Origin of the sequence: Pseudoalteromonas sp. Bsw20308, from assembly GCF_000310105.2 — a bacterium.
GTDB classification, from domain to species: domain Bacteria; phylum Pseudomonadota; class Gammaproteobacteria; order Enterobacterales; family Alteromonadaceae; genus Pseudoalteromonas; species Pseudoalteromonas fuliginea.
Genome location: NZ_CP013138.1, coordinates 2,790,136 through 2,807,309, shown reverse-complemented (window position 1 = coordinate 2,807,309; position 17,174 = coordinate 2,790,136). Strand labels below are relative to the sequence as shown.

Here is a 17,174-nt window from a genome sequence, read left to right as displayed (position 1 = left end):
TACGACATGGTTTCCATACCTAACAGCTCTAAACGTCTAAAACTAAAAGTCGAGGCACTAACCGCAGTGGCTGAAAGCTTATCTTGTAATGCGAGATTAGCGCGGGAGCTATGTCGTGATGTTTTATCCACTCCTCAAAATTTGGATGGACACCTTATTGGAGCATCAGCGTTAAATAACGATGGTGCTCCATTACAGTTATGTCTATCATCATCAGAAAAAGAAGTCGTATTAAGGGTTATTGGAGACCCTTGCTCAGATATTTATGACACTGAGGATCGTTACTTTCAATCAGTAGAAGCCTTAAAACGTGGCGTCATAAAAGGAGGTGCACAGAAGCTACTACCTTTAGTCGAAACAACACTGACCCAAATAATTCCTAATGATAAACGAGTACGTGATAATTACAAAAAAGGGTTTGTTTGGCTAGCGTTAAGTCCAGATAAAGCAGGTGTTGCTTTTTATCTTGAAACCGCTCCCTTGGGCCAAGAACTCGCATGGCAACGTGTTGAAAAATGGCTCGATGCTTTACTGCCAGAGTCTGCAAACGTACAAATATTATTGTCCAATATTAAACAGTGTGCCAATGTTGCGAGTGTTGGTTTAGAAGGTACGACATCTGAAAATACGCGAGCAAAGATATATTTTCGTTTGAAACCACAGGTTTCACTTTCAGATTTAGGTCTTGATTTATACACACATCCATCTATTTTACAATACCTTACTATTGCTATGGGGACACATGGTGTCGATGCAGATGGCTTGCTTCTAGGACTTGGTATTAATCTATCAAACGGTGAAGTAGCAGATATTAAATTGGACTTATGTGGTCACTGTCTAAAATACACAAATGCCGAATGGCAACAAGTCAGTACGCGATTAACGCAAACATTTGGCTTAAAGCCGTTAGATTTAAAAAAGGTTTTAAATCAGCAAGGGTGTAATGTTGCGTTTATTGGTTTTGGCCTCGATAGCAAAGGCAAAAACCGCCTCAATATCTATTTGAATAATTCTAAAAATTATAAATTACCTAGCCAGGACGAAACGCGAGCAGCAATTGATGATGCTATTGATTACCTCATAGGGCTGCAACAGCAAAATGGACTGTGGTCAGATTATAAACTACCTGTAGGAGAATCAACTGAGTGGATCACGGGTTATGTTGGTCTGGCATTAGCTCGAGCGGGCAATCAGCTAAATCATTCCAAAGCGCTAAAAGCGGCGATAAATGCTGCGCAGTGGCTGATAAAAAAGCGCGTATATCACGCAGGCTGGGGATATAACCATACAACAGGTGCCGATGCAGATTCCAGCGCAATGGCAATGGCGTTACTGCGTGAACTGAAACTGCCAATCGATAAGCAAGATCATGATTTTATAGTTGACCATTGGGACCATGAGCTGGGCTTAGCAACATACAAAGAGGCAAATGCATGGGGAGACGCTCATTGGGATGTTACCCCAGTTGGTTACCTGATACTGCCTGAAAAAGAGCAACTTTCCTTCAAACCAGCTTTTATGCAAGGTTTAAAACATAATCATACGGCGCAAGGGTTTTATCGAAGCTATTGGTGGCGAACGCCGTTTTACAGCACCTTTCAAACACTTGAGGTGCTAGAACAATTAAATTTATTGCACTTAGACACACCGATAACAGAGCAACCAAGCATGGCTGTTGACAACGCATTTGATCTTGCATGTGCACTCGGAATTCATTATTTTCGCTCACAACGTAAAAGCCACAATGCGCAAGCACTGCGTACCTTATTAAATTGGCAACAAGCCACTGGTGTGTGGCAGGGCTGCGCAAATTTACGAGTTACTGAAAACACTTGTTATGAGCCTTGGGATCACCCTGAAGGTAAATATTATACTGATTTGAACGGAACGATAACGACCGCGACGATTATTCGGGTGCTTACTCAATTGTTATCAATATTACCGCCATTAAAAGGAAGTATAGATGGATAATTTTTATGCTAAGGGTGTGCCTCGCTATAAATTGCGCTACTGCCACCAATGTCCCCCTTGCCGGCGGTTGTCCGCCATCGTTGTGTTGTTATCTTTGGGTTGTATTCAGCGATACGCAATTGACTCAAAACAAGCACACCGGTTACCCATTAATATCCCTGATTGGAAAGGTCAGTTAGTACTGATCTCACATGAGAAGTATTGGCTTGCTAATGACGTATTTCGCGCAGTGCCGCGTGCAATTATTACTATCTATTGGCACTACATTAAACGAATACTCAAACCCTTGACCAAAATACGCTTTGTAAGGCCTATACGATGACACATACAATATTTAAAAATAACATAGATAATGATTTATTCAGTAAACAAGGTTTTATTATTAAAAAGTTGTTGTCTGATGAAGATGTTTTGCAGTTAAAAGCACTCTATGACAATGTTGCTGATCATCATGCGTTTCCCTTTACCGCAACGGTACTTATCCAAAATACGCCCTTGAGGGAGTATGTTCACCGAGAGATACGCAGTGTGTTTTCGAGTCGAATTCGACCAATTTTGGAAAACTATCGACTAGTAGTAGGAAGCTTTGCGTCAAAAAAAGCGAACTCAGAGCACAGTAAAGTAGCATTGCACCAAGACATCACCTTTATCGAAAACGAAGGCAAGTATGTCGGCTTAAGCATTTGGTGCCCGCTAGTAAGTGTAAATGCGAATAATGGCTGGTTAGGCGTTGTTCCCGGCAGCCATCATTTCAATACTGATTATCGCGATGCGAGTGTATTTGCATACCCAAACCTCGTTGAAACAATAGAAAATGAGTATATGACATACCTCTCGATGCAGCCGGGGGAAGTTCTGCTAATGGACAATAGAATTATTCATGGCTCACCTTCCAACAAGTCGCATCATGATAGAGTGGTTACAGCGGGTGTGGCTGTACCTGTTGAGTCCAATTTAATTTATTGCCACAGAGATTATCAAAATGCGCCTGAGAAAATTGAAATATATGATGTTGAAGAGGATTTTTATATTTCTCACCAATTAGGTTGCAGGCCAAACCATTTAAAACCTAAGTTTATTTTGCCCGTTACAACGCCAACATCCCAGGAAACCCATCATAATTTATTATCCCTTACGGAGAAGGTTTAAAATGAATACACAATCTGTCGCAAATAATCCAGCAGCACAACAACAATCGCAAACCCCTGAAATTCGTTCATTCGAGCTTGATGATAAGGCGATTGGTAACATCAAATCAGGGGTTAATTACTTTCGTGGCAACATTCAACTTCCTATCGATTTTCTGACCTTAACCGGTTATAAGGGCTTAGATATCAAGGTCTCGGCTATGTACGGGAGTAACATTAAAAATAACCTAGATACGTGGAATATCGAAGCGCCGACAGGCGTTCTAGGGCTTGGTTGGGATATGTCGTTTGAGTTTATCTCGGTATACAAAGCAAACAGTCAAAACTCGGGTTCTGATTTATTTTATTTGGTCTCAGGGGGCAGTGCTAACCCGCTTGTAAAAGTGGGCGAACAAGGCGGTATTTGGTTGTTTGAAACGAGAAATTATCAGTTTTGGAAAATTAGTTACGACCCAATAGATGAAAGTTGGCTCATTATAAAAGAAGATGGCACTCAATATCGCTACGGTGGAAACCAAAACGCATGTCAATATGGAGTGCGTTGGGGGAACTGGATTGGTAGCAGTGTTAATGCATCTGAACAAAAACAATATTGCAGCGCATGGAACCTCATTTCAATCGAATCTGCTTGGGGACATAAGGTGCAATATGATTATGAAAACGTAATGCATCGAGTAGGACAAACGGGTCTTGAATTTACACAGGCCTCTTACCTAAAAACGGTGACCGATAGCTTTGGCCGCAAAGTTGAATTTAATTACCAAGAAAAATATGGTGCATTGAATCAAAGTGCGCAAGGGATTGCTGAATATCAAGCCGAAAACGCGCAATCGCCCGAACCAAACGCGTTTCAGAATAAATACGAAACACGTTATCTAGATAGCCTTGATGTAATCAATGCCGATAGCGAACACCTTTACACTATGAAGTATACGTATGACTTCATCAATAACGCATCACCAAGCGACATTGACTATGAACTGCGTTGGAAGCGTGTGCTTAAATCTGTTTTTCAATTTACGCCTGACGGCACATCATTACCTGGCCTGCACTTTGACTATAACGACGGCCAAGCAATATCACCTGGGACACTTAAATCGGTAACCTACCCCACAGGCGGCGTTGCACGGATTACATATAAAGAACTTCAAATTAATTCACCAAAACGCATTGCCATAGATAACCCACTGCCAGGCAGTACTCCCGGAGTTTGGCACGGTGATGATTACGTGGTCTTCACTTTTTGTAATAAAAACAGTGCTGGGTTTAAGGTATTTGTACAGTCATGGCAAGGGCGTTGGGTCGAAGCCGAACTAACATCTTCTGATATGGCTGCTATTACAGCCGATCCACAAAGCGTCCAGGTCGAGGCTCACTCTAGTTACATTTTACTAAGCGTAAGAAATCAGGCCCGTTCATGCGATCAAATCTATGTGTTTATGCGTGACGATAAAAAATTTGGTGAGTGGAATCTTTCTAATGATCAACCATACTTATTTTATGTGCAGGGTGATGCTGGCCCTTCTCTGATCACGTCTGGTAGTGAGTTCTTTGTTGCCCACAACAAAGGTTATACTCAACAGACGTATCAAGTACGCTCATTTCATTGGCAAACAGGCCAGTGGCAAACACCTAATACACTGCCAATTACAGGTGGGGATACGGGCTATGTTGCTGCGCTGCAAAATTACTATGTTAATTGTAATTACACTCATTCAACTCAGTCGCTTAGTTTTGAAATTGTATTTCGAGATTTAGAAGGGAATTGGCAACCAAAACAACAATGGAAAACCAGTGGTATCGAAGTGGTTGAGAATGCAGGGAAGTACCTGTTTTCACTCATCGCTACTCCAACAGGCGTTGCGTTAACCTATATATCAAAAGTCGACGATGCAACAATTTCTTATACCGTCACGTTATACGATTGGGATGAGCACTTTCAAATTCTGAACCCTGCTGGTTCTGTGAGCCAAGATTTAGTTACTCCAGTTGAAAATGGAAAAGCACTGTACGATATTCTTCAAACCATCACTGATGGTACTTTTGTTAACAATAATATTGTTAACCTTCGTAAAGTCGGCACAGGGGCCAATAGTACTTGGTTGTCGAAGCAATTTCTGAATCCAAACAATACAACCGAATTTTCTGTGGCGGCAGCACAAGACACATTTGTTATGTCTTCATCAGACGGTACAATTAACACCAATCAACTACTGACATTCAACCCTAACATCCCTGATAACTCGGCTTGGGAAAAGAAAGATATAACACAAGCTGGAACCTTGCCAACGGTGCAAGCTAATGTTCTCACTATGGGAGCAAGGGTTTACATGCGCGATGTAAATGGTCAATGGCAATCCCAAGCTAACGAAATTATGACCACTGCAGAATCAACCATTCAAAATCGCGGGCCTAATTTTATTGCTTATCAAAACAATCTTAATGCCGACGCTAATAGTTACTTAATCACGACCAATAATGGTCAGATAAGTAACTCTATTGAAATGCCTGGTGGCTCACAAAAAATTACGGTGCCAGAGCACAATGGTGTCCCCTTGGTTGGAAGCAACCTCGTGGGGCCTCGTTTCATCGTGAGTTATACCAGTGCTGAGTTTGACGCAGCTGACCAACTTTTCTTACTCAATGTCGATGACAAAAGTTTAAGCGATAATATAGTTATACATCCCGTAGCCTATATTGAAATTGAAGACGCACACGATAATGAGGCATCTTTTTACCAGTCTTATTTTTACGCTAATTCAAATGAGTCTCAAATCAGCTACAATAGTAAAATTGGGCTCGCACAATTCCCAATAGTAATTGAAGTAGCAGGCGTTAAATCGACCAATAACACACCACCAGAAACACCTGAAGGGCGAACTGAACGTTATTTCTCCAATGGTCTTTCTGGTCACGCGGGGTTATATCCACAAGCAACGTGGACTTATAACTACGCTAATATTCTCAATGGAATGTTGTTAGCCAAAAAAGAGTTTGACTCGGCTAATCGACTGGTTAGAAGTAAGCTTAATTACTGGGAAATCATCAACAATAGCGATGGAAAGCGGCTGTACGGTGCGTATGTGCGATCAAGACAAACAAATAGTGTATTAGATGGCGTAAGAACCAACAATTATGTCACCTATGATGACACAACAGGCCTGCCGGTTAACCACGAACAAGAATATTACGCTAATGATGGCACACGTAAATTAATGCGTACGCATACAAAGTATGCATGGCAAGAGCCTAAGTACCAATCGTTATTTCTATCCGCACACATCCTTAATACCGTTATTGAAGAAACTACCAGTGTCGTCAACAGCGAAGCAAGTACCAGTAACTTCACCAAAAGTACGATAACAACCTATAAAAATTGGTCTGACAATCCAAATAAAATCAAACTTGCCGCACACCAAAAATATGTTTGGACTGCCCCTGGTGCGAGCGCACCTATTTTCGATTATTCTTCAGGGAAAGAAAATGAAAATTGGTTGCTGCTGTCAGAAGTGACAAAGCGCGGTCAGATAGGTGGCGCTATTCACGAACAGCTTAATGTAGACGGTATACCAACGTCCTTTATTTATGATGAAAATGAACGCTATAACATTGCTAAATTCCCAGGAGCCGCTATTTCACAACAAGAAGCGAGCTACTATGGATTTGAATCATATGAAAAAAGTGGTATGTGGCAGTTAGGTAGTAATAGCACTATTATTCCTAGCGTAGGTAATACCGTGATTGATGCACATACTGGGGTAAATAGCCTCCAATTAGCACCTAATACGCAAGATAACTCTGGAATAACAGCAACATTTATCCCACAACTAACGGATCTTAAGTTTATTTTTTCTGCATGGGTCAAAAAGCCAGCCGACTTCAAAAATAACCAAGGTGACGCGGTTTGGTGTATCGAGCTTTCTAGTGGTGACTACGTTCAGCTGGATTTTCCTGAAACGACAGGTGAATGGCTCTATATTCATCAAACATTTGATGTCACCAATGCAAATACGTCAATTTCCATTACCTGTAAAAATAAAAATACCCAAGCACCAGTTTATATTGATAATCTTCGCTTTTCGCCACTTGATAGTACTTATACCGCAAGTGTATATAACAGTAAAAACTGGACTGTAATCGCAGAGTTAGCCGCAAATGGCGAAACGCAGCAATCTACCTACAATGAGCTTGAGCAAGGATCGCTAAGCACCAATGCTGGTGATGTAATGACCGCGGTTAAAAGTCGTTACTATTCATCTCAAGGCAATCAAGGGCAATACTCTACTCAGTCGCCAAATCATGATTTGGCCATTCAAGCTGCCGAGGGTGGAACCCTTTGTAATTTTAAACGCGGTGCACAGTGGCAGAATAGTTGGCAACCAAGTCCCGACGTTTGGCAAGTCGAAGCAGGCAGATTAAGTCAAAAAGCACATAATCAACCGGGTACACTGACCTTATTAAACGCTCCCAATAATAATCGTTATGCGTTAGCTGTGAGGTTTGAAACTGGAGAAGCACTAGATGGTACGCTTGGCATTCAGCTTGATGACAACACTAAAATTCAGTGGAACCCGAGTCTTTTTAATTGGCAACTCATTCAATCAGACTCAACAGAACTTGCAAGCGACCAGTCAATATTTAGTGTACCGAGCATGCCTTATGTAAATGAGCTTAATCAAGGTGAAATCAGTAACAATCTGCTCAATGAGTTTGCTAAATCAGATTACCCGTTAAGCCAAGACGCAAGCGTGGTCACTGGCCCCGTTGACCAAATTAGTTGGACTTTGAACAGTGAGAATACGCGGTACTTATATCAGTTAAACCAAAATGGTGACTCGATTGAGGTTTATCGTCCACAAACAAATTGGGATCTGATTATTGATGACAAAACCCTGTTGTTTTGGGCAAATGGTCAGTTAATATTTAGTTGTCAGTTAGCACATGTGCTAAATAGTGCACCACAATTGTTCTTCAATAACAAAGTTATTATTTCTGAAATTGCTCACCTGATTAGTCCGCAAGCTCAAGTTAAATATAAAGATTCTAGAGGTGTGTTAATTCAAGAGCAAAGCTTGGACGATAAACAAGTTGTGGCACATCAAAAAGTGACCGATAACCTAGGCCGCGCGGCGGTTACATCTAAAAGTGTTTTTGTAAAAAATAGTGAAAACCCACTATTTAAATACGGTTCTAATTTGGCAAGCCTTAATTGGCATACAGGGAAAATGACTGGGCTTGTTGATACTGCCAATCCAGCAGACGGGGGTTACAGCTATACCCGTGAAGTATATGAAACATCGCCACTGGCACGAGTAAATAAAATTGGTAACCCTGGGGCTAAATTTCAGGTAGACGCACATCCGAGTGTTTACCAATATACTAACGTAGACAATAAGTTTTACAAACTTGTCTCTACCGATCCAAACCAAAATGTTTACTATGAAATTAAAAATCAGCGCGATCAGCTTTTAAGTAAAGTGTCGATTAATGGGGAAGGGCAAAACAAAAGTACCACCTTATTTGATGATGCCGGAAACGCAATTAAAATTCAGTCGCCAAACTATTTTTCTCCACCTACAGGCTCCGTTCCTGAAGATTGGGTGATAACTCAAGCGTTTGATTTTAATGGCAATATGATATCGAGCACTCAGCATCAGCAAACAACGAACTATGTTTACGATAAAAGTGGTCGAATTCGCTTCGTACAAGACCAACAGGGGCAACAAAGTGGTAACTACAATTACGTAAAATATAACCGTGTGGGGCGGGATATTGAAAAAGGTTATGTCGTCGGTAGTTGGGATCACACTGCGTTGCAAGCGCATAGCGATGTAAGCCCTAATTGGCCTGCAACGCCTAACACTTGGCGACAAAAACTATGTTACGACGACGCATCTGTCAATGCGATAGGGCGAGCTTATAAAACTGAGTCCAATAATGGTATCGCAGGGCAAACGGACGTTAATGAAACTTTCTCATTTGATGTGTTCGGAAATACAACTTTGCGTACGCTGTCGGTCGCCGATTTTGATGGCAATCAACAACAAAGCGTGCAGTACACGTTTGATAATTTAGGTAATACAGCGAAAACTATCTACCCAGACGGCACTGCAGACGGATACGCTATTTACTTCAATACAAATAGGCAAAACCTCGTTAGCGCGATATCTGACTCCCCGAGTTTTGACAGTCAAATAGCTGGTTTTAGTTATCTGGCAAACGGACAAGTGTATCGAGAGCAAGTGATAACTGAGGCGGGGTTGCAGATAATTCGCGAGTTGAACTACAACTCACCAGAATGGTTAAAAGAAATAAACCAAACTTTGGCTGGTGCAAACAAACCTTTGTTTGAACAAACACTTTCTTATTCTGAGGGCGGATATGAGGGGGCTGCATATTTTGACGGCACCATTGCCTCATCAACCACGGCTATTAACGACAAGCCCACAAGCCAATTTAAATACGCAGTTGATGATGTTGGCGGTATTACCGACGCGAATAGCGAATTAAGCCCAGAGCACACTTTAAAAATAAATGGCAGCCGTGGCTATGACAACAACGGCAATATTAAAAACGTCACCTTTGGCAGTAGTGACTACGTTTATAAATATATTTCTGGCACGCAGCAAGTACAATCCATTACAAACAGCACCAGCAATAATACCGTGTTAGCAGATTATGCGTATGACCTCAATGGCAATGCGACGACAGCGAAATTTAATACTCATTTGTCTTTGCAACCACATGAACTTGGATTGGACTACGATCCCGGTTCCAAAATGACAACACAAATTACCGACACGGGAGGCCCTGAAAGCAATACGTTGCACTTTGCGTATGGGAGAGGTAATCAACGAGTATTAAAAACGGTTCAAGGTGCAAGTGGCGAGTACCAACAAAAATTATATGTCAGGGACTTAAATGGTAAGCCGTTAACCGAGTTCACTAAAATTTCGAGCCAGCAGCACGATGTGGCGACTTCATCTATGATCTACTTTTACGGCCCAACTGGACTAATTGCGTTCAGAAAAGGCAATAAAAATTACAGTGTAGGTAAAGACCATTTAGGCTCGGTACGTACAGTATTTGATGAAAATGCCCAGATAATAGCGCAATACGATTACCTAACATTTGGTGCACTTAGCAAAGCCATAGAGCCTGAACCAGGATTTCTGCCTTATTTGTTCACTGGCCAGGAATTTGATCGCGAAATTGGCATGTACAACTTTGGAGCTCGTTTCTATCATGCGGAATTAGGCCGCTTTATTGCAACCGATCCTGACAAACAGTACTTTAGTCCATACATTTATGCGTCCAATAATCCTGTACTTTACATCGATCCAACAGGTCGTTTTTCAATCTCTAGCCTGTTTAGTGCAATCGCAGGCGCAATTATAGGTGCTGTTGAAATACTGGTCGGAGTAGTCATCGATGTTGTCGCTGGAGTGTTAGAAGTTATCACCGGAGGCCTGTCCACCCCAGCGTCAGCAGCATTAGCCGCAGCTGCAGGGGCTTTTTACGGTGCGGGTGTCTCTGCGATAACTTATTCAGTGTTTAACGCGACCGATTTTAACTGGAAAGAGTACGGTGTTGATATGGGTATTGGTGCGGCCGCTGGCTTTATCACTGGGGGCTTGTCCGTTTTTGCTGGTGAAGCTGCGGGTAGCATTGCGGCGTCGGCTTCTAAAGGCGTAAAAGCATCTACCAGTGAGCTATCCAATGCAGGTAAAGTGCTTAATGGGGCAAAAAAAGGCGTTGTTTGGCTTGGAGAAACCGTTGCCGATACACGTGCTGCTCCGGGTATAAAAGGCTATCTTACCGACGCGACAAAAGCTATTGCTAAAAGTGAAGCAATAGGCATTACCAAAAATACCGCAATGAATCTAGCATCAGGCAATGATTGGGATAGCGGGTTAGGGCAGACTGTGTTTAGTGCAGCACTTTCTGGGGCTGTTTCAGGTGGCAAAGTGAAAAGCCGCGTATCTGGTAATTATTCAGAGTAAATTAGAGATATTTATGCCTTTTGAGTTCTTTTTTCCTAAAACATTTTACTATGAGGATCAGGTATTGTCTGACGAGCAGAATAATCTGCTCGCTCGGGCAGTCATCGCGCTAAAAAAAGAATTACCGCACTCCACGCGCGATAACCTTTATACAACTTACCAAACAATTAACAATATTTTGCAACAAGCGCCTTTTGACTTATTACAAGCGCGTTTAAGTGAAAATATAGGTGCCTATTTGGCTCAAATAGAAACCCGTGAAACGGCAAACCCTATTATCACTAATTCGTGGGTAAGCATTTCATCTAAAGGGAATTATGAACGTATGCACTCGCATCCGGGATCATACATTAGTGGGGTATATTACATAAAAGCACCAGATAACAGTGGCGATATTTATTTTGAGAACCTAGAAGACAATATGTGGTTGTCGCAGAGAACCAAACGTGAAAACTTTAACACTGTTAGTTATCCAGCAATTGAGCGTAGGCTTATCTTATTTAACAGCCAAGTACCGCACCATGTTAGCCAAAACGAATCCGAACATGACCGCATCGCATTAAGCTTTAACGTCGCGTTTAGTTAATTAACCAGAGCAACGAGCGTGGAAACCTTATATGTCAGAATTTGAAAACGTTGTTTTAGTGGATGAGCAAGGAAACGAGACAGGACTTATGCCTAAATTAGAAGCGCATCAAAAAGGGGTGCTACATCGCGCATTTTCTATCTTTATTTTTAACGCAAATAACCAGTTAATGATCCATCAAAGAAGCGCTAATAAATATCACTCAGCAGGGTTATGGACTAATACATGTTGTAGTCACCCACGTAAAGGTGAGTCTGTTGTTGACGCAGGTCAGCGGCGATTAATGGAAGAGATGGGTTTTACTACCCAGCTTACAGAATTAATTCACTTCACTTATATTTGTAAAATGGAAAACGGGCTATTCGAACATGAGTTTGATCATGTTTTAGTGGGCTATTACGACGGTAGTCCAAAAGTTAATCTTGAAGAAGTATCCGATTGGCGCTGGGAAAACCTAGATGATATTCAATCACAATTAGCGACTAACCCCGAGCATTATACTCGTTGGCTACCCATTGCCCTGCAAAAACTACAGCCATTTCTTGTTGGATATTAGCCTTTTAGGATTGAAATTTATTCAATCTATATCCAAACCTGACGAATTCCCACGAAATGAATTAAAAAAAGATGAGTAAAGGGGATCGACCTTCATGACTAATTGTGATCAAATTACTTCGCTAAAAACAACTTAAAACAATAGCCATGAAGATCACAAATATAATACAGAATGATATCGCTGCTGCCTACCCTGAAATTCACTCTACTCGATTAAACACGTTATTTACCTTCATTGACTCTGGCATGCATGATCAACGTGTGTCTGTAACATATTTAGGTAGAGGCTTGAAAAGCCTATCAAAAACAACAAATAAAAATGATATTAAACGCGCTGACCGCTTAATCGGTAACACGCTCTTACACAGCGAGCGCCTTTTCTTCTATGGCTATATGTCAGCGCAGTTAATTGGAAATAAAAAGTCCCCCATCATATTAGTCGATTGGTTACCTATTAATGGACAAGGGATGTTTCAAGTATTGCGCGCCAGTATTCCAATGAATGGGAGAAGCTTAACGCTCTGTGAAAAAATTCATCCTGAGAGCGAACTGAATACCAATAAAGCACATCAAGCATTTTTAGACACGCTCGAACAAATATTACCTGAAGGATGCATGCCAATCATTGTGTCAGATGCTATCTATCATGCCCCATGGTTTAAAATAGTTGAAGAAAAAATTGGTATTGGATAGGGAGAGTAAGAGGGGCGAGTATCTCTCTCCCAAGATAAGCAAGAATGGAAAATCAGTTATCAATGGTTTGCCGATGCGCGTATTGGTAAGGCTGATAACCTTGGCTCAATTTACTATGGTAAAACGGCAAAGTTCCCGTGCAATGCAGCAATTTATAAGCGAACGCCAAAAGGCCGACAAGCGAAGAAAAAACGAGGCGGGACGTCACAAAGAACAACAGATAAAGTTCATCAAAAAGATGCGAAAGAGCCGTGGTTACTGGTGTTTAACTTGCTTGAAAGTTTATGAAGAGTGCAAAAACAGCAGTGAACCTTTATAGCCAACGTATGCAAATAGAAGAAAATTTTAGAGATACAAAAAATAATAAATTAGGGATAGGCTTGGAGTGCGCTAACTCCCGAAGTGTTAACCGATTTGATAATTTACTGCTTATAGCGGCGCTTATTTTATATTTATTATGGTGTATAGGTGTGCCGCAGTCATGAAAAAGCTCCACTATTCATTGCAAGCGAATACACAAAAAGCGCGAATGGTATTATCAATAATAACGATTGCGCGTGAAATCATTGATGACGATAGGTATTTCATACCATTAGAAGAGTACATTTATGTATTGTCCGAACTCTCAAATTTAACAGTCAATATTGAGGGATTACATGAATAAATATTCGTGGGGATCCCTCAGGTTTAAATCTATATAATTTACCTCCCTCCAATATCGGCACTTTTGCAGATAGCTGGCACACGATGTAGGTTTGCTTAACTCAAGCGAACCTATATTTTACAACGCATTAAATTATGAGTTGAATGCTACAACTTAGCTTTCACATTGCAACTTTCCTAGATAAATTCGCCATTTGGCAACAAAACAGTTAATTTCAAAATATCCTTCCAAAATTTTTATAATAAATCTCAAAAACAATGTAACTTACTGATTATAAGCAAATTAATTATTTAATAGTCGCGAATAAATCCTATGTTACTTCCATGTTCATATTCAGTTTATTTTGAAGGCTAACCTAAACTCCCCCTTTATTGGCTTTTTAGCCAAAGTGTGTCTTTTTAATTAAACTTAACAAATTGATTTATAATGGTTTATTCTTTTTAGTTGAATGGCTGTTGCTAAATAGCAACAATAACATCTCCCCAAATTAAGCTTTTCTCGCTTTATATCATTTAAATCATTGTTTTTAAATAATAAATAAAAAGTGGCACCGAAGTTGTAATACCTAGAGTGTATTAAACAAAACGTGATGAAAGCCAAAGGCCTTAATCGCAATAACCCAATGAAGGAATACTATTATGAAAACATTTCAATCAACATTAGTACTAATGGCGCTAGCTTCTTCATCAGCGGCTTTTGCAGCAACAGATTTTGATACGCTAGACGTAGATGGTAATGGCGCAATCAGCCAAGCCGAAGCTTCAGTAGATGCTGAGCTTTTAAGCAAGTTTAATGAACTCGATACAAACCAAGATGGTGAGCTATCTGAAGATGAGTTTTCTAAGGCCTAAAATTAAAGCCTTAAACAGTTAATGCTCTGTAATGTTATCTAAATTCTGAGTTGCCAAAGACAACCTAAGTAGGCAAGGGAGCCTACTAAAAAGAATAACCAGGAAGTGACTAGAGAGCACTATAGAGCAAGTTTATTTAGGACACCGCATACTTTTGAAGGATTAAATTATGAAAAAGCTACAATCAACATTTGTACTTATGGCTATTGTTTCTTCGTCAGTAGTATTTGCAAACACAGACTTTGAAACACGCGATGCAGACGACAACGCTTCAATTAGTCGCTCTGAAGAATCGGCGCAAGTGATAGAGCAATTTGACGAGCTGAATGTTCAAAGTAGCGGTGGCCCGACAGAAAATGATTTTTTTGAATATTAATTTATAGACACTTTACTCCTAAAGGATCTTTGAAAAGGACTTCTTACCCCTAATCAGGTCACCCCTAATCAGGCCCAAAGCCTAAGGAAACGATTATGAAAAAATTACACAAAACTTTAGCTCTTGTAGCCCTAGCTTCTTCTTCAGCGGCGTTTGCTGCGGTAGATTTTGATTCTTTTGATACAGATGGCGACGGCGTAATTAGTAAAACAGAAGCCCAAGTAAACTCGCAACTAGTACAGCTTTTTGATCAATTAGATGCAGATGGAAATGGCGAGTTATCTAAAGAAGAGTTTTCGAAGGTTCAGTAATAAGCTCTATGTAGAACCTTACCAGTCATACTCACAAAGCAGCTAAGTAATTAATACTTAGCTGCTTTTTTGTGCATTTAATTTAATATATTACTTTTTAGTCACCAAAGTGGTGCAAAACTTGAGTTTGAATAGTGTCAAGTTACTGATTATTAAGTTATTTTATTGTTGGTTTTAAACTTGCAAATCTATTTATAACTTAGGTTAATGAGTATTTAAAATGGCGCGAATGAGTTATATCAGTAGTGTTGAGCGCTACCACGAATATGAGCATGTAATACACAGTTTACTTGAATCTATTTTAATGAGTATTGAGGACGGATTAACCAAAGAGCGTGATACCCGCTACCTGATTAAGCAGTACCCATTTTTAGAATTACAATATTGTTTAAATGCAGAAGGTTTGCAGCAGGGTAATAATGTCTGCTTTAAACGAGCATATAGCAAAAAACTAGGTGAAAGTGGTAATCAACAAGATTTAAGCGAGCGACCCTATTTTTTGAACGCTAAAGCAAGTGATAAAGTGTGCTTTACTGATCCCTACATTTCTATAGCGACTAACCATTTATGTATATCGGCGATTAAAGAGCTAAAAAAACCAATTAATAATCAGCATTACTTGGTCGTTGATGTGAGCTTAACGCAGCTTATTGAGTTTGTAATGGGTGATACTGCGCGCGCTAATATGTCGCCTTACTTCAAAGCGGGTTACGGTATTATTGTGGTGTGCTTATTTTGCTTAGTATTATTTTTACTAAATATCGTCTTTAGTGATATATGACGTGGTCAACTAAATTCAGTCACCCTAGTTAAGAAACCATATCTAATGTTTCGATTCGTTCTTCAAAGTCATTTGGGCTTTGATAATTTAAGTACGAATGTAAGCGACGACTGTTGTACCACATACAGATGTAATTCATTACATCCTGTTGAGCCTCATAACGCGTTGGGTAGTTTTTCCAATGCACGCGCTCTTGCTTCAAACTACCGAAGAAGCTTTCTGCAACAGCATTATCCCAGCAACAGCCTTTCTTACTCATGCTACCAATGAAGTCATTTGACTTGAGCAATTTACGATATTGGTGGCTTGCATATTGAACCCCTTGATCTGAATGGATAATTAACCCTGTTTTGGGCTGGCGTTGCCACATCGCCATAGTCAGTGCGTCACAGACAAGCTGCGCTTTCATTCGTGAGCCCATGCTCCAACCAACGACTTTGCGCGAATATAAATCAATCACTACCGCCAGATACAACCAACCTTCTGCAGTCCAAACATAAGTGATATCTTGTACCCAGGCTTGATCAGCTGCTTCAACGTTGAAGTTTTGCTCAAGTACATTGGGATAAATAGGCTTATTATGCTCACTATTCGTTGTCACTTTGTATCTCTTTTTATAACGCACCCAGACATTTGCCTCTTTCATTAGCTGTGCTGTTTTGTAACGACTCACCGGAAAACCGAGTGCATTTAAGACTTTCTGAATACGCCTTTCACCGTAAGTATTATCACTGAAGTGCGCTATGTCCTTGACACAATCAATCATTTCTTGATGTGTTGGATCCTCTGATTTAGTTGAGAATCGCTTTTGATAACTATAGTAATTGTTACTTTTTACACCCAGTATTCGGCACATTGTCGCCACAGGCCAGGTCTTCTTGTATTGGGTTATGAACGAATATTTCACTTCGTTTCTTTGGCAAAGAAGACCGTCGCTTTTTTTAATATTTCACGCTCCATTTCTAGGCGTTTCACTTGCGCTTTTAGCTCTCTGATCTCTTCTTGCTCAGGGGTTAAATTACCGTTCCCTCTAAAAGCATGCCCATCATCATTTTCAGCTTCTTTTATCCAGCGACCAAGCATGTTGGGATTTACCCCTAAATTTCTAGAGGCTTCTGCTTGTGAGTAGTTTTGCTCAACAACTAATGCGATAGCATCAAGTTTAAATTCTTTGGAATACTTTTTACGTTTTGTCATTATCGATCTCCAGTTAAGTTGATTATCTCTTAACTGGG

9 protein-coding genes and 2 pseudogenes are annotated in these 17,174 nt (G+C 40.4%); 10 read left to right on the top strand and 1 reads right to left on the bottom strand.

Going from position 1 to position 17,174, the window contains the following annotated elements; all coding sequences use genetic code 11:
- The first annotated feature begins 6 nt into the window (after positions 1-6).
- The 10 genes and pseudogenes from D172_RS12305 to D172_RS12245 all read left to right on the top strand — a co-directional run.
- Positions 7-1,971 carry a hypothetical protein gene (locus D172_RS12305; RefSeq protein ID WP_007378768.1) on the top strand — a complete coding sequence of 655 codons (1,965 nt, stop codon included), beginning with the start codon at positions 7-9 and terminating at the stop codon, positions 1,969-1,971.
- 318 nt (positions 1,972-2,289) lie between these two features.
- On the top strand, positions 2,290-3,120 hold the full coding sequence (locus D172_RS12295) for a phytanoyl-CoA dioxygenase family protein (protein WP_007378767.1): 831 nt from the start codon (positions 2,290-2,292) through the stop codon (positions 3,118-3,120).
- 1 nt (position 3,121) lies between these two features.
- Entirely contained in the window at positions 3,122-11,122 is an 8,001-nt protein-coding gene (locus D172_RS12290; protein WP_058230555.1) for an RHS repeat domain-containing protein, read from the top strand.
- Positions 11,123-11,135: 13 nt separating this feature from the next.
- On the top strand, positions 11,136-11,708 hold the full coding sequence (locus D172_RS12285) for a TIGR02466 family protein (RefSeq protein ID WP_007378764.1): 573 nt from the start codon (positions 11,136-11,138) through the stop codon (positions 11,706-11,708).
- Positions 11,709-11,739: 31 nt separating this feature from the next.
- Complete coding sequence (gene idi, locus D172_RS12280; RefSeq protein WP_007378763.1) at positions 11,740-12,264, top strand: isopentenyl-diphosphate Delta-isomerase; 525 nt, start codon at positions 11,740-11,742, stop codon at positions 12,262-12,264.
- 146 nt (positions 12,265-12,410) lie between these two features.
- Positions 12,411-13,620: pseudogene (locus D172_RS21295) on the top strand (IS4 family transposase).
- Positions 13,621-14,258: 638 nt separating this feature from the next.
- A complete protein-coding gene (locus D172_RS12260; RefSeq protein ID WP_002958507.1) occupies positions 14,259-14,471 on the top strand; it encodes an EF-hand domain-containing protein in 213 nt (70 codons plus the stop codon).
- Between the two features lie 169 nt (positions 14,472-14,640).
- Positions 14,641-14,847, top strand: a complete 207-nt coding sequence (locus D172_RS12255) for a hypothetical protein (protein WP_007378760.1) — start codon at positions 14,641-14,643, stop codon at positions 14,845-14,847.
- Positions 14,848-14,942: 95 nt separating this feature from the next.
- Entirely contained in the window at positions 14,943-15,158 is a 216-nt protein-coding gene (locus D172_RS12250; RefSeq protein ID WP_007378759.1) for an EF-hand domain-containing protein, read from the top strand.
- A 229-nt stretch (positions 15,159-15,387) separates the two neighbouring features.
- Positions 15,388-15,936: pseudogene (locus D172_RS12245) on the top strand (PDC sensor domain-containing protein); the annotation flags it as partial.
- Between the two features lie 31 nt (positions 15,937-15,967).
- Here the strand turns inward: D172_RS12245 and D172_RS12240 are convergent.
- Positions 15,968-17,136 (bottom strand): IS3 family transposase gene (locus tag D172_RS12240; RefSeq protein WP_420713787.1). Its coding sequence is split into 2 segments (ribosomal slippage): positions 15,968-16,890 and positions 16,890-17,136, totalling 1,170 coding nucleotides; the frame shifts between segments, so codons are not numbered across the junction.
- Positions 17,137-17,174 lie beyond the last annotated feature (38 nt).